Below are 18,133 nucleotides of genomic sequence, written 5' to 3'. Positions count from 1 at the left end.
CAACATTGTCCTGTGAAGAACTTTTAATAAGTTATTTGACATAAAAAAGGAACGAATCACTGATTCGTTCCTCCTAAAGTATCTTTTTTATTTTTATAAAATAGCTTTTAGGCGTGCTACAACGTTTTCTACGGTGAAGCCGTATTCAGCCATTACTTTTTCACCAGGTGCAGATGCGCCAAATTGGTCAATCGCCAATACATCGCCTTCATCACCAGTGTACTTGTGCCAACCTAATGAAGATCCCATTTCAATTCCTAAACGTTTCTTTACGTTTTTCGGAATGACAGAGTCTTTATATTCTTTAGTTTGTTTTTCGAAACGATCCCATGAAGGCATGCTGACAACAGCAACATCAATACCATCTTGCGCAAGAGCCTTCTGTGCTTCAACTGCTAGACCTACTTCAGAACCAGCAGCAATCAGGAGAGCATCGGCAGTTTCTTTTGTTGCAGGCGATACAACGTAAGCACCTTTAGAAACACCTTCATATGCAGCTGCATCTGTACCCTTGATTGTTGGAAGGTTTTGACGAGTTAATACAAGTGCTGTTGGAACGGATTTTGATTCAAGCGCAAGCTTCCAAGCAGCCGCTGTTTCATTTCCGTCAGCTGGACGAATCACTGACAAGTTAGGCATAGCGCGCAAACCAGCCAATTGCTCAATTGGTTCATGGGTTGGACCGTCTTCACCTACAGCGATACTGTCATGAGTAAACACATAAGTCACTGGAAGACCCATTAAAGCAGAAAGACGAATAGCAGGCTTCACGTAATCGGAGAATACGAAGAATGTTCCTCCAAACGCCTTTAAGCCACCATGAAGAGCCATACCATTTAAAGCAGCACCCATCGCAAATTCACGCACGCCGAACCAAATATTGCGGCCATCGTATGAATCGCGAGAGTAATCGCCCGCTCCTTTGATTGTCGTTTTATTAGATCCAGCAAGGTCAGCCGATCCACCGATGAAATATGGTACATTTTTCGCGATTGCATTAAGTACCTCACCAGAAGAAGCGCGGCTTGCTACACTTTTACCTTCTTGATAAACAGGAACATCTTTTGACCAACCTTCAGGAAGGTCTCCTTTTGCTCCAAGTTCAAATTGTTGAGCTAGTTCAGGGTACGCCTCTTTATATTGTGCAAACAGGTCGTTCCACTCTTTTTCTTTATTAGCACCATTTTCAACAACTTGTTGGTTGAAATGAGCATATACATCCTCCGGAACATGGAAGTCCTCTTCGAATGTCCACTGATATGCCTCTTTAGTTAGTTTCAACTCATCGGCGCCAAGCGGTGATCCGTGTACATCGGACTTACCAGATTTGTTAGGTGAACCGTAGCCGATAACTGTTTTTACTTCAATGATAGCTGGATGGGTTACATCTTGCTTCGCTTCTTCAATTGCCTTTGCGATTGCATTAAGGTCATTTCCATCTTCAACACGGATATATTGCCATCCGTATGCTTTAAAGCGACCTTCAACACTTTCAGAGAAAGACTTGTGTAAATCGCCATCTAGTGAAATGTCATTTGAATCATAAAGAACAACTAAACGACCTAATTGAAGGTGGGCAGCAAGTGAAGCTGCTTCTGAAGAAACCCCCTCCATCAAATCGCCATCGCCACAGATTGAATATGTATAGTGGTCAACAATATTAAAGTTATCTTTATTATATTGTGCAGCTAAATGTCTTTCAGCCATAGCCATCCCAACTGCCATTGCAATACCTTGTCCAAGTGGACCTGAAGTTGCATCAACTCCAGCAGTATGACCAAATTCAGGGTGACCAGGTGTTTTACTGCCCCATTGACGGAAGTTCTTCAAATCATCCATCGATAAATCATATCCAGATAAGTGGAGCAAGCTATATAATAGAGCTGATCCGTGTCCAGCAGCTAGCACAAAACGATCACGGTTAATCCAATTTGGATTTTTAGGATTGTGGTTCATATAACGAGTCCACAAAGTATACGCCATAGGTGCAGCACCCATTGGCATTCCCGGATGCCCGGAATTTGCTTTTTCTATCGCATCAATCGACAATGTGCGAATGGAATTTATCGATAAGGAATCGATTTTTTCAAACATTTGTTTCATCCTTTCCATAATTAACATAAGATTACACACTTTTTATATTATAGTTCTAAGCTTTTTAACACAACCAATAGCATTGCTTTTTTTAAAAAAAATGACGATTTCTCTGTTAGTATGACTAAAAATGCTCAAATAATTTGTAAAGTACAAGATTTGGTTAAAATAATTCTATAATGAATTCCGCCCTTGATTGGAGAGATATGAATGAACACTACAAAATCGGTAACTCAAAAAAGGCTTTTGGGCATAGCAGGATTAGGATGGTTATTTGACGCAATGGATGTCGGAATGCTTTCCTTCATTATCGCTGCTTTACAAAAGGACTGGGGATTAACAACGGAACAAATGGGATGGATAGGCAGTATCAATTCTATCGGTATGGCTGTTGGCGCATTTGCTTTCGGATTAATGGCAGACCGCATCGGTCGAAAAAACGTTTTTATTATCACCTTATTGCTTTTTTCTGTTGGCAGCGGCTTATCCGCCTTCTCGACAACGCTGACAATGTTCATGATTTTAAGATTTTTAATTGGAATGGGACTAGGTGGAGAACTGCCTGTAGCTTCAACATTAGTGTCCGAAATTGTCCCAGCAGAAAAACGTGGTCAAGTAGTCGTTCTCCTAGAAAGCTTTTGGGCTGGAGGTTGGTTGATTTCAGCATTAATTTCGTTTTTTATCATCCCAAAATACGGTTGGGAAACCGCCTTGCTTATTAGCGCATTGCCTGCATTTTATGCACTTTATTTAAGAGTCAAGCTACCAGATTCACCACAATTTTTAGCTCAAAAACACAATGTAAAGGTTAGTGCTTTAGAAAATATAGTGGCAGTTTGGGCCAAGCCTCATACGACCCAAACAACAATGCTATGGATTTTGTGGTTCTGTGTCGTCTTTTCCTACTACGGAATGTTTATGTGGCTTCCAAGCGTCATGGTTATGAAAGGTTTTAGCTTAATTAAAAGCTTTCAATACGTTCTGATTATGACTCTTGCGCAATTACCAGGATACTTTACAGCAGCATGGTTTATTGAACGGTTAGGGCGAAAATTCGTCTTGGTTACCTATCTAATCGGTACGGCTTTAAGTGCCTATTTCTTCGGATTTGCAGATTCATTGGGGCTATTAATTACCGCTGGGATTCTTTTGTCCTTCTTTAATTTAGGGGCATGGGGCGCCTTGTATGCATACACACCAGAACAATATCCAGCAGTAATCCGCGGAACCGGAGCAGGTATGGCAGCTTCGTTCGGACGTATTGGCGGTATATTTGGTCCACTTCTAGTTGGTTATTTGGTAGCCAGAGAAGTAGCAATCCCTACCATGTTCACCATCTTCACTATAGCTATTGTTGTTGGTGCATTATCAGTCTTATTTTTAGGAAAAGAAACAAAGAATACGGAATTAACTTAAATTGTTTGTGGAGTTCTTGAATGGAAGTTTTGAAAAGGATAGAAAGGGGAATGAACGGTAAAGGCATTCCCCTATTTCTTTTTAATGAAGGCCTTTTTTTGATTTTAAATCTTTTAATTTAGCTGGTGTAACATCATTACCCTCAGGATCTACGATTTTAACACTCTTAATCGTATTGAGTACTTGCGAACGGAAAGATTCAAGGTATTTTGCCCGAAGCTTTGATTGCTCTTTTGCTTCTTCCATTGTCAATCCAGTCGTCTTTGCTTTCTTCGCTAATTCATTAATTCTTGCAATTAACTCATTTAGTTGCATTTAATTTTTACTCCTTTATAAAACAGTCAACTAAATGCCATATTACTAAATGTCATTGTTTTTGACAAGCCGTTGGGCTTGATTTTGGGGAGTTTCCATATATTCCTGATATCTCCGATGCACTGTTGCCTTTGAGACATCAAAACCAAACCCTCTTAACGTTGCGGCTATTTCAGCAAAGGTTAACTGATTTTGCCTTAGTTTTATAATTTCTTCTATCGGAATTTCCTTTTGTTTTCTACCTGAATTCAAGCCTTGATTTTTCAAATTCTTTTGGGGATCATAGCCACTTTTTATAGCTCGATTGATGCCCCTTTTTATTTTAATATTATGTAATTTTCGTTGATACTCCTCAACCATACCGACTATCTTTAGAACCATCGAGTCGGATTCGGAAATTTGTAATTCGCCATTTTGATCGACAGAGTAAAGCTTTACCCCTTCCTTCATAATGCAATGCAGCAACACAATTTTCGTATTTCCTCTTCCTAATCGAGTCTCATCTTGAATTAAAATAGCGTGAACATGCCCTTCTTTAATCAAAGACAGGAGGCGCAACACCCCTTCCCTTTCCAAGTCATAACCACTTGCCTGTTCTTTAATTATCGTCAATATATTAAAATCATGTTGATTAGCAAGCTGAATCAATTCCTCCTCTTGCCTCGCTAGTGAAGTTTCCTGTGTTTCCTTTGTCGTACTGACACGACAATATATAATTGCATTGTTACGGTTCATTTTGAAATCCCCTTGTTATTACTCTCCAGCGAGAACTGTTACGTCTGTTGAAGTAAGTCCTTCCTGTACTGGAATCATTAATTGATCACCCGGATTAATCATACCTTCATCGATTCCATTTTCTTGTTTAACCCAATGAACAAATTCTTGCGAAGACATATTATTACTTTCAGAATATCTCTCAGCAATTTCCCAAAGTGACTCTCCTTCTTGAACGGTTACATTAATAAATCCATCTGTATGATCGAGCTTATGTATAACAGCAAAAATCGCAATATAACTTACAGCAATAAGTAAAATAACATATGAATAACGTTCCCAAATTAACTTCATGATTAGCACCCCTACAATTACGAATATATGTTCTAAAATGAGTATATTACGAACGTCCGTTTGTGTCAACTAATATTCGAACTTATGTTTGTATTTTTCCAATTTATTGTGCTATAATGAGATTAATTAGAAAACCATATGAGGTGGGAAGAATGACAAAGTTATCAAAGCGGCAACAGAATATATTAGACTACATAAAAGAAGAAGTTAGAAAAAAAGGCTATCCCCCTTCCGTACGCGAAATTGGCGAAGCGGTTGGTTTGGCATCTAGCTCTACAGTACATGGGCATTTAGCAAGATTAGAAAGCAAAGGACTTATTCGCCGCGACCCAACAAAACCTCGCGCGATTGAAATACTGGATATTGACGAAGAGAGCAACATCCCTAAAAACAAAGTGATTAATGTTCCGGTTGTAGGTAAGGTTACTGCAGGGGTTCCGATTACAGCAATCGAGAATGTTGAAGAATTTTTCCCGCTTCCTGAGCGCTTAGCTGCTGGAGATGAACAGGTATTTATGCTCGAAGTAATGGGAGATAGTATGATTGAAGCAGGGATTTTGGACGGAGACTACGTCATCGTGAAGCAGCAAAAAACAGCTCAAAATGGTGAAATTGTTGTCGCCATGACCGAGGAAGATGAAGCAACCGTAAAACGCTTCTTTAAAGAAAAAGACTATATTCGCTTACAGCCAGAAAATTCAGCGTTAGAGCCAATTATTCTTCAAAATGTCTCCATTTTAGGTAAGGTAATTGGGGTTTATCGCCACATTCATTAAAGTTCGGTTCTAGTAATTTCATAGATTGATTAATGATAGGATTCAAAATCCAAGTGGGTTTTGGATCCTTTTTTATTTTACAAATATTCAATTAGACGTTTTCCAGTGTCTCGGCTATTAGCGGAATTCGTGGTTCTATTAGCCGTTTTTGTGGTTCTATTAGCCGAATCTGCACTTCTATTTGCCGTTTTCGTGGTTCTATTAGTCGAATCTACACTTCTATTAGCCGTTGTCACATCTCTGTCACATTTTCAATCATTCTCGCCACTCGCTTAGCGCCCGTCTAACTCAAACATACAAAAAAACCGAACCCAGCACTACGCCAAGTTCGGTTTCAAATAAAACAGTCCTAAGATTAGAACATTTTCATATACTGGTCTCTTTCCCATTGGTGAACGGTCGTACGGAACATATCCCATTCAATCTCTTTCGCTTCAACAAAGTGCTCAAGAATGTGCGAACCTAATCCAGCTGTGATAACTTCATCAGCTTGAAGGTTTTCTAAAGCCATTGCTAATGTTGCTGGTAGATCATCGATTCCCGCCTCGATACGCTCTTCTTTAGTCATCACGTAGATGTTACGGTCAACTGGAGCTGGAGGAGTAATTTTGTTCTTAATTCCGTCTAAGCCAGCTTTTAATAATACAGCCATTGCTAGATATGGGTTAGCAGCTGGGTCAACGCTACGAACTTCAACACGAGTACTTAATCCGCGTGATGCTGGGATACGAATTAATGGTGAACGGTTGCGAGCTGACCAAGCAACATAACAAGGTGCTTCGTAACCAGGAACTAAACGCTTATATGAGTTAACAGTTGGGTTTGTTACAGCTGTAAAGCTATGAGCATGCTTAATGATACCTGCGATGAAGTGAAGTGCATCATCACTTAATTCTAAGTTTTTGCTTGTATCATAAAATGCGTTTTGACCATCTTTAAATAATGAAAGGTTACAGTGCATACCAGAACCGTTTACACCGAACAATGGTTTTGGCATGAATGTCGCATGTAGCCCATGCTTACGAGCAATTGTTTTTACAACAAGCTTGAATGTTTGAATTTGGTCACATGCTGTTAATGCATCTGCATATTTGAAATCGATTTCGTGTTGCCCTGGCGCAACCTCATGGTGAGATGCTTCAATTTCGAAGCCCATTTCTTCAAGTTCAAGCACGATATCACGACGGCAGTTTTCACCAAGGTCAGTTGGAGCAAGGTCAAAGTATCCACCGTTATCATTTAATTCAAGTGTTGGTTCACCTTGTTGATCTAATTTAAATAAGAAGAATTCTGGCTCAGGCCCTAGGTTAAAGTTTGTGAAGCCTAATTCTTTCATTTCGTTTAGAACACGTTTTAAATTGTTACGAGGATCACCCTCAAATGGTGTTAAATCTGAATTGTAGATGTCACAGATAAGACGTGCAACTTTACCTTTTTCAGCTGTCCAAGGGAAAATCACCCAAGTGCTTAGGTCTGGATATAGGTACATATCAGACTCTTCGATCCGCACGAAACCTTCGATTGAAGAACCATCAAACATCATTTTATTATCTAATGCTTTTTCAAGCTGGCTAACAGGAATTTCTACGTTTTTGATTGTTCCAAGGATATCCGTAAATTGCAGACGGATGAATTTCACATTCTCTTCTTTCGCCATTCTAAAAATATCTTCTTTAGTGTAATTCTTTGGCATTTCGTAATTCCTCCCTTAATTTTACGTTAATTATTATTTAAAAAAGCGAGACATGTGATTTTGTCGTTGCGGACCACCACGATTGAATCGACCTGCTTGTAGTAATTCGTCACGGAGAAGTTTTCGAATCTCCGTATCTGTCAATTCTCGTCTTGCCTTTTCAGTTTCTTGCGTTACTTCTTGTGTTTCTTCGGCTTCGTCTTTGTTCTTTGCAAATATTTGTTTTATGCCTGCTAGGTTTACCCCTTGATCGATTAAATCTTTTATTTCCAAAAGCTTATCGATATCATTGAGTGAAAACATTCTTCTTTTCCCATCAGACCTTGCCGGAGAAATCAGTTCATGCTCCTCATAGTAACGGATTTGTCTGGCAGATAAATCCGTGAGTTGCATAACCGTACCAATGGGAAATAACGGCATTGTTCGTCTTATTTGACTACCGCTCAATCGATTTCTCCTCCTTGATTTATCCTATTTCTTGTTCTCATTATATTTCATGTAAGGTTTTCTGTCAATCTTATGTTAGATTTTTTAACATGTTTTGTAGAAAAAATTTATTAACGTTAAAAATTACTCATTACCGATTATGATTTTACACTAAAAATAAGGAAAAGCTAGTATTATTTAAATAATCTTACAACTTTTGACGCTTGATTATGATATTTTAATATAACCCTTTTCAAGCAAGTGATTTAACGCAGTGCATATAGCAATCTTTACATGAGAATAGGTTAGACCGCCTTGAACATATGCCACATAAGGTGGTCTTATTGGACCATCGGCAGTTAATTCAATGCTTGCACCTTGAATGAAGGTTCCAGCTGCCATAATGACATCGTCATCATAACCTGGCATATAGCTCGGATATGGCGTGACGTGCGAATTTATCGGTGATGCATATTGGATTGCCTGACAAAAGGCTACCATTTTATCGCGGTCATCAAACTGAACTGATTGAATTAAATCAGTTCTTGTCGCGTTCCACTTTGGATGTGTATTCATGCCGAGCGCCTCAAGCATTGCCGCTGTAAATACTGCCCCTTTAAGTGCTTGTCCAACAACGTGCGGAGCTAAGAAAAAGCCTTGATACATTTCCTGGAGGCTATATAATGAAGCACCTGCTTCAGCACCAATTCCAGGTGAGGTCATTCGATAGGAACACGCATCAACATATTCCTTCTTTCCTACTATGTAACCGCCCGTTTTAGCCAATCCTCCACCGGGATTTTTAATTAGTGAGCCTGCCATTAAATCTGCACCAACGTGACATGGCTCTAAATCTTCCACAAATTCCCCATAGCAATTGTCAACAAAGACGACAACGTCCTGTTTGATTTCTTTTACAAACTGAATCATTTCCTTGATTTCTTCAATCATAAACGAAGGTCTTGTCGCATATCCCTTTGAGCGCTGAATACCGATCATTTTTGTATTGGGACCGATTGCCGAAGCAACTGCATCATAATCGATTGCCCCAGTATCAGCGAGGGCAACGCTTTTGTAGGAAATTCTAAACTCTTTTAGCGAACCAACGCCATTTCCGCGAATTCCTACGATTTCCTCAAGGGTATCGTAAGGTTTGCCTGTAATGTATAGCAGTTCATCACCTGGTCGCAAAATGCCAAATAAAGCAATCGAAATCGCGTGTGTTCCGGAGATAATTTGCGGACGGACTAGTCCAACCTCACCACCAAACACCTCGGCATAAATCTTTTCCAGTGTATCACGGCCAATATCATCATACCCATATCCGGTGGAAGGGATAAAATGAAAGTCACTAACCCTGTTGTTTTGATAACTTGCTAATACACGAAATTGATTGGTTTCAATCCTTTCGTCAATTTGTTTGTGAATCGACGAAATCTTTGTTTCGACTTGATTCACTAACATTTGTAGTGCTTCCCCATGAACTAACTGTTGATACATGTTTATCCCCTATCTTAAACTGAATATTTTTTTAATTGTCCTGCAATTGTTTGATTTGCATAGGCAAACCCTTTGCAAGTATACATTTGCTGTTCCTCTTCAAACACAAGCTCCCGCAATATCGTTTCATTTTTCAATTGGGAAAGGAGCTTTCCTTCTGTTGATGGAATGAGGACATGATATGCTTCCATCATATCAATGATCATTTCTTCTATCTTTTGCTTTAGCCTTTGTCGATCACCCTCGTCAAAGGCAGTCATGATAATCGTATCCGTTTTGGCGCTCGGGACAAATTCTGGATGCATTAAATCCTTCTTATTATATACGGTTAATTGAGGCAGGTGCTGATTCTCGAGCTCCTCTAACAGCTTCTGCACCGTAGTTTCATGTTGGAAATAATCAGGATTTGAGCTATCAACAACATGAAGGAGCAAATCCGCTTCATTGACCTCCTCTAGTGTTGATCGAAACGCTGCGATCAACGTTGTCGGTAAATCCTGTAAAAATCCAACAGTATCCGTAATAAGCGCCGTATAACCGCTAGGCAATATCAACTTCCGCGTCGTTGGATCAAGCGTTGCAAACAGCTGATTTTCTTCGAGCGTTTCCGCTTCTGTCAATCGATTAAATAAGGTTGATTTCCCAGCATTGGTATAACCAACGATTGCAATTTGATACGCATTATTTTTCTTACGGCGCTCACGATAGCGCTCGCGGTGCCCAACAATGACAGTTAGCTGTGTTTTGATGTCATCAATTCGTTTGCGAATATGACGACGATCAGATTCGAGCTTTGTTTCCCCTGGTCCACGCGTTCCAATCCCAGCACCTAATCTTGACATGGCCGTACCTTGACCGATAAGGCGTGGCAGCATATATTGAAGCTGCGCAAGTTCAACCTGCAGCTTTCCTTCCTTCGAACGGGCACGCTGAGCAAATATATCAAGAATTAACTGGGTTCTGTCAATCACACGAGCATTGAATTGACGAGCAAGATTCCTAATTTGGCTCGGTGATAATTCATCATTAAAAATAATGATATCTGGCTCTAGCTCTTCCTCTAATGCTTTTAACTCTTCAAGCTTACCTTTTCCTATGTATGTAGCGGGATGGACCCGGTCCCGTTTTTGACTTAATGTGATGATTACTTCACCTTTTGCAGTATCGGTTAGTGAAGATAGCTCATCCATTGAATATTGGAAATGGAACTCATCCATTTCTGGAGTTTGACAACCGACTAAAATGACACTCTCTAATTCACTCTGTCTTTCCAATCGCAATCCTTCTTTCTTTTCAGTTTGTTTCTCTCCCTATCATAACAAAATTATCATAGTTTCCCTAATGTTCTATTATTCAACATTTTTCACCAAGAAAACAGTTGAAATTCCGATTTTACGTGTTAAAATTTTATTATTGAAATCATAAAAATTCACTAAATTGTAACTTTTTCAATATTTTAAATATACTGGGAGTGGGCATGAATGACTTGGGAAGTTTTAAGCATGATTGGCGCAATCGCCTTTGCTGCCAGCGGTGCGTTTGTCGCGATGGAAGAGGAATATGATATATTAGGAGTTTACATTCTAGGCATCGTTACCGCATTCGGTGGAGGAGCGATTCGGAATCTATTAATTGGCGTCCCAGTGTCTGCTCTTTGGGATCAAGGTATATATTTTTTCGCTGCCATTTTATCGATCACGATTATTTTTATGTTTCCACATAAATTGCTAAAGCATTGGCAGCGTTGGGGCAACTTTTTTGACGCGCTTGGTCTGTCCGCGTTTGCGATTCAAGGCGCCCTTTACGCCGAAAAAATGGACCATCCAATTAGCGCGGTCATTGTGGCAGCCATTTTAACCGGCGCAGGCGGTGGTATCATTCGTGACCTGCTCGCCAAACGGAAACCGCTCGTATTAAAAGAAGAAATATATGGTCTGTGGGCCATTATAGCTGGAGCTGTTATCGGACTTGGAATTGCCAAATCAAGTCTAGAACTATATATATTATTTGTCATTATTACTGTGTTACGGATACTTTCCTATACGTATGATTGGAAGCTGCCGATTCGCAGCATGGCTACCCAAGAAAAACTACAGAGCGTGAGAGTTACTAAGTAAATGTAAAGAAGCTGACCTGTTGTGGTCAGCTTCTTTTTTACGTCTACTCTTCCTCTAGCACTAAATCATTGCTCCTGATGGTTAGGAGTTCGTGGCGGTCATAGGTATTTTGCATAAGTAAGCGCATCGATTGGGAGCGGATTGATTTTTCAATGATATTCCGAACATAGCGTCCATTTGAAAAGCCGGTTGGACTTAGTGTTGACTTTACAAAAACCAAATGATTGCGTAGTTTTTTCTCCGCTTCATGACTTAAGACATATTCTCGATCTTTGAGCATCAAACCAGTAATCTCCATTAATTGATCAATCGAGTAATCTGGAAAATCAATGACAAGTGGGAACCGTGAGTGCAAACCGGGATTTAAGCTTAAGAAATAATCCATTTCCCTTGAATATCCGGCTAAGATAAGGATGAACTCGTGCTGCTTATCCTCCATATGTTTAACAAGAGTGTCGATGGCTTCCTTTCCGAAATCCTTTTCACCGCCACGACCAAGCGAATAGGCTTCATCGATAAACAAAATGCCACCAATTGATTTTTTAATAAGGTCCCTCGTCTTTTGCGCAGTATGACCGATATATTCACCAACTAAATCGGCACGCTCTGCTTCAATTAAATGCCCCTTTGATAATACATTCATTTTCAAAAACAGCTTGCCAATGAGGCGTGCTACGGTTGTTTTCCCTGTACCGGGATTCCCTTTAAACATCATGTGCAGGGCTTGTTTTTCTGCACGTAAGCCAATGATTTCCCGTTTTTTATTCACATATATCCAGGCATAGATTTCTTTTATCATTCGCTTCATTTCTTCCATACCGACGAGTGCTCCAAGCTCTTCCTCAATTTCCTTTAAGGCTGTATGCTCAGGAGGAATGCTTTTTGGAACAACTTTGGGTGATTCCTGGAGGGGTTTCGTTAGCTCATTTCGCTTTTGCGAATTTAGGACAATGCTAATCTGCCCGTTATTTTTCATGCGCATTGGTTCGTCCAAAGCTTTCACCTCACTTATGAAACAGTACTCTTCTTATAAATGTATTCATGAAAGCATAGGTTCATTATGTAATTTGGACATTAAAATAAAAAAAACGACTCACCAATAAGGTGAATCGTTTTTAACATCTATTTAAGAAGGATTATTTGTCGCCTTCTAAATCCAATTGTACATTACGTTGAGGGGCAAAAGTAGAAATTGCGTGTTTGTAAACTAATTGTTGTTTTCCTTCAGATTCAAACAAGACCGTAAAATTATCAAAGCCCTTAATTTGGCCTCTTAGCTGGAATCCGTTCAACAAAAATACGGTAACATTTGTTCCGTCCTTACGGAGTTGGTTTAAATATTGGTCTTGAATATTAATGGATGTTTTCATAACTAATCCTCCTCTATTATCTCTAATATTATGTATTCGATTTTATTTGTAGCTTTCCTTCAATATAGGCTGAAATTTCGTTGATTTTTTTTTCAAACGAAACTTCTTCACCCATGTCATACCATTTTACCTGCATTTTATTACGAAACCAAGTTAATTGCCTTTTCGCATAACGACGTGAATTTTGCTTCAGCAATTCAATACCTTCAGACAAACTGATTTGCCCATCTAAATATAGATAAAGCTCCTTATAGCCGATCGCTTGAATCGATTGACATTCCCGAAGTCCTTGTTGATGAAGGGTTTTCACCTCGTCAAGCAAGCCCTCCTCAAGCATCAAGTCAACTCGATAGTTTATCCGCTCATATAATTGGTCGCGATCCATCGTTAAACCAATTAGCGCAGTGTCATAAATAAGCTCTGGTGATTGATTTGCATGTGTTTCTACCTTTGTCTTACCGGTGCAATGATGAATTTCAAGAGCGCGGATTACCCTGCGCACATTATTCGGATGGATCTCACTGGCACTAGCGGGATCAACTTTCATTAATTCATCATGTAACGCTTGATTGCCCTCGGTTTCAGCCCGCTGCTCTAAGCTGCTTCGGAATTCTGGATCTGATGGAGCCTCTGAAAAATGATAATCATAAATCGCTGATTGAATATAAAGACCAGTCCCCCCAACAATAATTGGAAGCCTATTTCGCGCTGAAATTTCATTGATTTTTTTTCGAAGGAGCTCTTGGAATTCTGCCGCCGAAAAATCCTGATCTGGGTTTTTGATATCGATTAAATGGTGGGGAACTCCCTCCATTTCGTCTTGTTTGATTTTAGCAGTTCCGATATCCATTCCTCGATAAATCTGCATCGAATCTCCACTAATGATTTCGCCCCGATAACGTTTGGCTAGCTCGATGCTAAGCTTGGTTTTTCCAACAGCAGTTGGTCCGATAATAACGACTATTTTTTGTTTTTTTATCAATACATTCACACTGCCTTTAGCTAATTACACATTTCAACCCACGCTGCAGCTTACATACGAAAACTACTGCGCGGTTTCCCCCCTATCTTAACATAATTACAGCTCTTGTATGAACACCTAAACATTATCACCAATTCAAATCTTGCTTATACAACAGTTTACCACCATCACCATCGTATTATATTACTATATCTTATCAAGTTTACGAATAGGTAACAATCCGATAACAACTGTTTATCAACCCCCACATACCCCTTTTTCCAACGTGAAGTATATACAGGTAGATGAATATGAAAAAAGGGGAATACAAAATGATAACAACTTCAGAGATTGGTATTGATTTAGGAACGGCAAATATCCTAGTATCTAATAAAAATAAAGGCATTATTTTCAACGAACCAACCGTGGTCGCAGTTGACCGACATACAAGAAAGGTTGTCGCTGTTGGTCTTGATGCTAAGGAAATGGTCGGTAAAACTCCGGAAAATATTGAGGCCATCCGCCCGTTAAAGGACGGAGTGATTGCCGACTTTGACATTACAACCGAAATGCTTAAACATATTTTTAGAAAAATAGGGAAGATTGGCGGCTTTTCAATACGAAAGCCGAATGTAATAGTCTGCACACCAACCGGCTCCACCAGCGTCGACCGCCGTGCAATACAGGATGCTGTTCGTAATGCTGGCGCAAAACGAGTTCAGCTAATCGAAGAGCCAGTAGCTGCGGCAATTGGCGCTGGTCTATCTGTCGATGAACCGATTGCTAACGTAATCGTCGATATTGGCGGAGGAACAACAGAGGTCGGAATCATTTCCTTTGGAGGTGTGGTCGCATCTCATTCAATTCCAATTGCCGGCGATCAAATGGATGCCGACATTATTCAATATGTTCGCAAGAAGTACAACCTGTTAATCGGCGAACGTACAGCTGAAAAAATAAAAATTGAAATTGGCACTGCTCTCGTCGACCACGAAGAAATGTTTCTTGAAGTTCGCGGACGCGATTTAGTCACCGGGCTACCGAAAACGGTCACATTATCTTCAATGGGGATACACGAAACTCTAAAGGAATCACTATTGGCAATTTTGGAATCGATTCGGGCAACGCTTGAGGACTGTCCCGCAGAATTGAGTGGTGATATCGTGGACCGTGGTATCATTTTAACTGGTGGGGTATCGCTACTTAAAGGAATCGATCAATGGCTTTGGTCAAAAATCTCTGTGCCGGTCCATATGGCACCATCTCCGTTTGAATCGGTTGCGCTTGGAGCGGGAAAAGCACTTGCTTATATTAATTTACTACATTCAGCCGGGAAAGAGGCAAATTAAAAGGTGTAGTGTGGTTTGGTGGGTGATAGTCTGTTAACGCTAGTTCGCGGTTTGGGCTTTGTGACAGGATGTGTTGTTCGTTTGAGATGTAGAATAGTGTCGAAAATCGGATAAATGGCCATTTTCGTCGGATAAACCAGCGAAAAGCGCGGATAAACATCATAATTCGTCGGACAAATCGCTCAAAAGCGCGGATAAACATCCAAATTCCGTGGATAAACTTTTCAGACGTTCTACCATCCTCCTTATTTTTCCGAAAAATCAACACACAACTACCACCCTAAAACCAGAAATTAGCAAATTAAAAGGCTGCGAGGATTAAAACCCCTCTGCAGCCTTTCTCTATTATACTATTCTTCTTTTATGCGTTTTCTTAAGCGATTAAAGTATAGAAAAACCGGAAGTGGAATAATGATGAAGCCTGAGCTTTTAATAATTTGATTGATTGCACGATCTTGGGTACGTGCTTTTTCATCATCGACCATTTGATTATATTCGCTTCGCAATTCCTTTTCTGTCAGCTTAGTCGCCTCTTCAAGACCAGGCTCTTTTCCTGATAATCTCATTTGCTTATAATCTGAAAAGCTCTGGTAATAACCTGTAGGACTTACTAAATCAGCTGTTGCCATAAAGATTGAAATGCCTCCACCAATGACCATCATTAACGTTGCGAATAATACGAGATAAGTATAAAGATTCCGAATCACGTTTTCTCCTCCTTGCTCTTTGTTTTTTACAGCATACACTACGACAAAAATAAGAATAATAGCTGGTAAAAAAGTACTAAGGAGTACGACAGCAATCAATTCCATCACCTCGCTTCAGATTACTTCCCTATACTTAGTCATTCTTCATATGACGAGAATAACCTTCTATATTATTAGACGATAAAATGTTTTTTCTGTTTCATCATCTAACATGATTACATAACCCGTTTAAACATTTTTTCAAGTTCATAGGTTGATAAATGAATAATAATCGGGCGTCCATGAGGACATGTAAATGGATCAGTTGTCGTCCGAAGCTTATCAAGCAGCGCTTGGATTTCGTCATTTCGCAAGTGGCGGTTCGCCTTGATGGACGCTTTACAGCTCATCATAATCGCTGCTTCCTCACGCAGCTTTTTAATATCCACCTTTTTCATCATCAATAGCTGCTCAATCATAGATTCAATGATTTCCTTTTCCTCTCCCTTTGGAAACCAAACGGGGTGAGAGCGGATAATGTAGCTGTTGATTCCGAATTCCTCTAAAAACACGCCAACCTTTTCAAGCTCAAGGATATTTTCATTAATTTTTATCGCATCATCTGTTGAATATTCAATTGTAATCGGCACAAGTAATTCCTGTAGTTCACTTTCAACCTGTCCTACTTTTTCCTTAAAATATTCATACTTAATCCGTTCCTGAGCTGCATGCTGGTCGATTAAATATAGCCCTTTATCATTTTGCGCAATAATATAGGTGCCATGCATTTGCCCAATTGGATAAAGCGGAGGCACTCTTGATGCATCAGATTCGAGACCGGTATTCATGTATTGATTAGTATTTGATTTTGCCTCAGATACATGTGCAGTTTCATTTTCTTCGACTGCTGTAAACTCTTGTTGCTCTGGTTCATCATCGACTATTGTCTCTGTGACTTGAAACGGCTCATCATTAGAAACAACTGTGGGCACGTGTTCTCGTTCATAATCCGGAACGAATCGATGATGGTCCACAAAGACTTGCTTTTCCTCGTGAATTAATGGTTTTCGAGTTTCGGAATGTCTATCATGTAATTCAGTTTCTTCTATATTATTGTTCCGAGCCGGCGGCGCTTGCAAATGGTCGAGCTCCATGAAAGTTTGTTCCGATTTTGGTCGTTCGACTTTTGGAGGAACATAACCCGACGGAATCAATTCCTTTGATTTAAAAGCATCCTTGATGATTGAGCTTACTAATTGGTTTAATTCCTGCTCTTTACTCAAACGCACTTCTAGCTTGGAAGGATGTACATTCACATCGACTAAAATCGGATCCATCACAATATTTAACAGGACAATCGGAAAGCGACCGATTGGTAGTAACGTATGATAGCCTTCTTGAATTGCTTTAACCAATGAATAGTTTTTAATAAACCGTCCATTAATCATCGTCGAAATGTAGTTACGCGATGCCCTTGTGATTTCTGGCAAAGAAATATAACCATTTACTGTAAAGTCTAATGAAGACCCTGAAACAGGCACCATTTTTTTAACAATATTCATGCCATAAATTGCCGCGAGCACTTGGCGGACATCACCGTTTCCGTTCGTATGAAGCAACTGTCTGCCGTTGTGTACAAGTCGGAACGAAACTTCAGGATGTGCAAGCGCTAGTCGGTTCACTAAATCCGTAATATTGCCGAGCTCAGTATGAATCGTCTTCATATATTTCAACCGTGCAGGCGTATTGAAAAATAAATCAGTCACGGTAATATCTGTTCCTTTACGGCTTGGAGCCTTATCATTTTGAATGACCTGGTTCCCCTCAATGACCACGTGAGTCCCAGCGCTATTTCCAGTTGAAGTTTTGATTTCTAATCTGGACACGGAAGCGATACTCGGTAAGGCCTCTCCGCGAAAACCGAGCGTTTGAATTCGGAATAAATCCATTTCATCCTTGATTTTACTGGTAGCATGACGCTCAAAGGCAAGCAATACATCCTCCTCGTCAATTCCCGCTCCATTGTCGATGATTCTGATTTTAGCGAGTCCAGCCTCTTCAACGTCAATTTCGATAATGGTGCTGCCTGCATCGATTGAGTTTTCGACTAATTCCTTTACGACAGATGCTGGTCGCTCGACTACCTCACCAGCAGCAATTTTATTCGATAGAGCGTCATCCAGCAGAATGATTTTCCCCACGAGCTCTCACCTCCAAGCTTTTTGTTTCTATTGATAAAATAGTCCTTATGATTCACGGTAAGGAGGTCCACCCCTTATTAAGCGGAGAATTTCCGCTTAATGTATACATCAGGTGCTTCTGAAGCCGAGATAAGCGGAGAATTTCCGCTTATCTGCTCAAA

At 40.0% G+C, this 18,133-nt stretch carries 18 protein-coding genes; 5 read left to right on the top strand and 13 right to left on the bottom strand.

Features of this window, described 5'->3' with window-relative positions:
• Nucleotides 1-93: 93 nt before the first annotated feature.
• Nucleotides 94-2,094, bottom strand: a complete 2,001-nt coding sequence (tkt, locus tag FXW34_RS01720) for a transketolase (RefSeq protein ID WP_147532241.1) — start codon at nt 2,092-2,094, stop codon at nt 94-96.
• Nucleotides 2,095-2,304: 210 nt separating this feature from the next.
• Here tkt and FXW34_RS01715 point away from each other — a divergent pair, with 210 nt between their 5' ends.
• Complete coding sequence (locus FXW34_RS01715; protein ID WP_147532240.1) at nt 2,305-3,510, top strand: MFS transporter; 1,206 nt, start codon at nt 2,305-2,307, stop codon at nt 3,508-3,510.
• 81 nt (nt 3,511-3,591) lie between these two features.
• On the opposite strand, the gene FXW34_RS01710 is transcribed toward FXW34_RS01715, so the two are convergent.
• Genes FXW34_RS01710 through yneA form a run of 3 tightly spaced genes read right to left on the bottom strand, consistent with a single transcriptional unit; the run spans nt 3,592 to nt 4,893 of the window.
• Nucleotides 3,592-3,825: a DUF896 domain-containing protein gene (locus tag FXW34_RS01710; RefSeq protein WP_147532239.1), complete on the bottom strand. Its 234-nt coding sequence runs from the start codon at nt 3,823-3,825 to the stop codon at nt 3,592-3,594.
• Between the two features lie 45 nt (nt 3,826-3,870).
• A complete protein-coding gene (locus tag FXW34_RS01705) occupies nt 3,871-4,560 on the bottom strand; it encodes a YneB family resolvase-like protein (RefSeq protein WP_147532238.1) in 690 nt (229 codons plus the stop codon).
• A gap of 18 nt (nt 4,561-4,578) precedes the next feature.
• Entirely contained in the window at nt 4,579-4,893 is a 315-nt protein-coding gene (gene yneA / locus FXW34_RS01700; protein ID WP_147532237.1) for a cell division suppressor protein YneA, read from the bottom strand.
• Between the two features lie 152 nt (nt 4,894-5,045).
• On the opposite strand from yneA, the gene lexA reads away from it, so the two are divergent.
• Entirely contained in the window at nt 5,046-5,669 is a 624-nt protein-coding gene (lexA, locus tag FXW34_RS01695; RefSeq protein WP_147532236.1) for a transcriptional repressor LexA, read from the top strand.
• A gap of 105 nt (nt 5,670-5,774) precedes the next feature.
• Nucleotides 5,775-5,945, top strand: coding sequence for a hypothetical protein (locus tag FXW34_RS22770; RefSeq protein WP_187118793.1), 171 nt, complete (start codon nt 5,775-5,777; stop codon nt 5,943-5,945).
• Between the two features lie 79 nt (nt 5,946-6,024).
• Here the strand turns inward: FXW34_RS22770 and glnA are convergent, their stop codons facing one another.
• The 4 genes from glnA to hflX form a co-directional block, all read right to left on the bottom strand.
• On the bottom strand, nt 6,025-7,362 hold the full coding sequence (glnA, locus tag FXW34_RS01690; protein WP_147532235.1) for a type I glutamate--ammonia ligase: 1,338 nt from the start codon (nt 7,360-7,362) through the stop codon (nt 6,025-6,027).
• 33 nt (nt 7,363-7,395) lie between these two features.
• Nucleotides 7,396-7,782, bottom strand: a complete 387-nt coding sequence (locus tag FXW34_RS01685) for a MerR family transcriptional regulator (RefSeq protein ID WP_187118806.1) — start codon at nt 7,780-7,782, stop codon at nt 7,396-7,398.
• Nucleotides 7,783-8,016: 234 nt separating this feature from the next.
• Entirely contained in the window at nt 8,017-9,288 is a 1,272-nt protein-coding gene (locus FXW34_RS01680; protein WP_147532233.1) for a methionine gamma-lyase family protein, read from the bottom strand.
• Nucleotides 9,289-9,302: 14 nt separating this feature from the next.
• Entirely contained in the window at nt 9,303-10,562 is a 1,260-nt protein-coding gene (gene hflX / locus FXW34_RS01675) for a GTPase HflX (protein ID WP_147532232.1), read from the bottom strand.
• Between the two features lie 207 nt (nt 10,563-10,769).
• Between hflX and FXW34_RS01670 the strand changes: the two genes are divergently transcribed.
• Nucleotides 10,770-11,405: a trimeric intracellular cation channel family protein gene (locus FXW34_RS01670; RefSeq protein ID WP_147532231.1), complete on the top strand. Its 636-nt coding sequence runs from the start codon at nt 10,770-10,772 to the stop codon at nt 11,403-11,405.
• Nucleotides 11,406-11,448: 43 nt separating this feature from the next.
• Here the strand turns inward: FXW34_RS01670 and spoVK are convergent, their stop codons facing one another.
• The 3 genes from spoVK to miaA form a co-directional block, all read right to left on the bottom strand.
• A complete protein-coding gene (spoVK, locus tag FXW34_RS01665) occupies nt 11,449-12,399 on the bottom strand; it encodes a stage V sporulation protein K (RefSeq protein WP_147532230.1) in 951 nt (316 codons plus the stop codon).
• Nucleotides 12,400-12,541: 142 nt separating this feature from the next.
• Nucleotides 12,542-12,775 carry an RNA chaperone Hfq gene (gene hfq / locus FXW34_RS01660; RefSeq protein WP_147532229.1) on the bottom strand — a complete coding sequence of 78 codons (234 nt, stop codon included), beginning with the start codon at nt 12,773-12,775 and terminating at the stop codon, nt 12,542-12,544.
• Nucleotides 12,776-12,803: 28 nt separating this feature from the next.
• On the bottom strand, nt 12,804-13,757 hold the full coding sequence (miaA, locus tag FXW34_RS01655; RefSeq protein WP_147532228.1) for a tRNA (adenosine(37)-N6)-dimethylallyltransferase MiaA: 954 nt from the start codon (nt 13,755-13,757) through the stop codon (nt 12,804-12,806).
• Nucleotides 13,758-14,068: 311 nt separating this feature from the next.
• Here miaA and mreBH point away from each other — a divergent pair, with 311 nt between their 5' ends.
• The gene (gene mreBH, locus FXW34_RS01650) at nt 14,069-15,085 is read left to right on the top strand and encodes a rod-share determining protein MreBH (RefSeq protein WP_147532227.1); all 1,017 of its coding nucleotides are present in this window, start codon (nt 14,069-14,071) and stop codon (nt 15,083-15,085) included.
• A gap of 350 nt (nt 15,086-15,435) precedes the next feature.
• Here the strand turns inward: mreBH and FXW34_RS01645 are convergent, their stop codons facing one another.
• Together FXW34_RS01645 and mutL are read right to left on the bottom strand one after the other, a co-directional pair.
• On the bottom strand, nt 15,436-15,792 hold the full coding sequence (locus tag FXW34_RS01645; RefSeq protein ID WP_246140798.1) for a hypothetical protein: 357 nt from the start codon (nt 15,790-15,792) through the stop codon (nt 15,436-15,438).
• A 215-nt stretch (nt 15,793-16,007) separates the two neighbouring features.
• On the bottom strand, nt 16,008-17,972 hold the full coding sequence (gene mutL, locus FXW34_RS01640; RefSeq protein ID WP_147532225.1) for a DNA mismatch repair endonuclease MutL: 1,965 nt from the start codon (nt 17,970-17,972) through the stop codon (nt 16,008-16,010).
• Between the last annotated feature and the right edge of the window lie 161 nt (nt 17,973-18,133).

Origin of the sequence: Bacillus marasmi, assembly GCF_902168435.1 — a bacterium.
In the GTDB taxonomy this organism is placed as follows: domain Bacteria; phylum Bacillota; class Bacilli; order Bacillales; family Cytobacillaceae; genus Bacillus_BU; species Bacillus_BU marasmi.
Note: the sequence above shows the minus strand (reverse complement) of the source record. Positions and strands in the feature narration are given on the sequence as shown.

Excerpts from the sequence above, each read along its gene's own strand:
- tkt (WP_147532241.1), bottom strand. The coding sequence starts at position 2,094 with ATGTTTGAAAAAATCGATTCCTTATCGATAAATTCCATTCGCACATTG.
- FXW34_RS01715 (WP_147532240.1), top strand. The coding sequence starts at position 2,305 with ATGAACACTACAAAATCGGTAACTCAAAAAAGGCTTTTGGGCATAGCA.
- FXW34_RS01710 (WP_147532239.1), bottom strand. The coding sequence starts at position 3,825 with ATGCAACTAAATGAGTTAATTGCAAGAATTAATGAATTAGCGAAGAAA.
- FXW34_RS01705 (WP_147532238.1), bottom strand. The coding sequence starts at position 4,560 with ATGAACCGTAACAATGCAATTATATATTGTCGTGTCAGTACGACAAAG.
- yneA (WP_147532237.1), bottom strand. The coding sequence starts at position 4,893 with ATGAAGTTAATTTGGGAACGTTATTCATATGTTATTTTACTTATTGCT.
- lexA (WP_147532236.1), top strand. The coding sequence starts at position 5,046 with ATGACAAAGTTATCAAAGCGGCAACAGAATATATTAGACTACATAAAA.
- glnA (WP_147532235.1), bottom strand. The coding sequence starts at position 7,362 with ATGCCAAAGAATTACACTAAAGAAGATATTTTTAGAATGGCGAAAGAA.
- FXW34_RS01685 (WP_187118806.1), bottom strand. The coding sequence starts at position 7,782 with ATGCCGTTATTTCCCATTGGTACGGTTATGCAACTCACGGATTTATCT.
- FXW34_RS01680 (WP_147532233.1), bottom strand. The coding sequence starts at position 9,288 with ATGTATCAACAGTTAGTTCATGGGGAAGCACTACAAATGTTAGTGAAT.
- FXW34_RS01670 (WP_147532231.1), top strand. The coding sequence starts at position 10,770 with ATGACTTGGGAAGTTTTAAGCATGATTGGCGCAATCGCCTTTGCTGCC.
- hfq (WP_147532229.1), bottom strand. The coding sequence starts at position 12,775 with ATGAAAACATCCATTAATATTCAAGACCAATATTTAAACCAACTCCGT.
- mreBH (WP_147532227.1), top strand. The coding sequence starts at position 14,069 with ATGATAACAACTTCAGAGATTGGTATTGATTTAGGAACGGCAAATATC.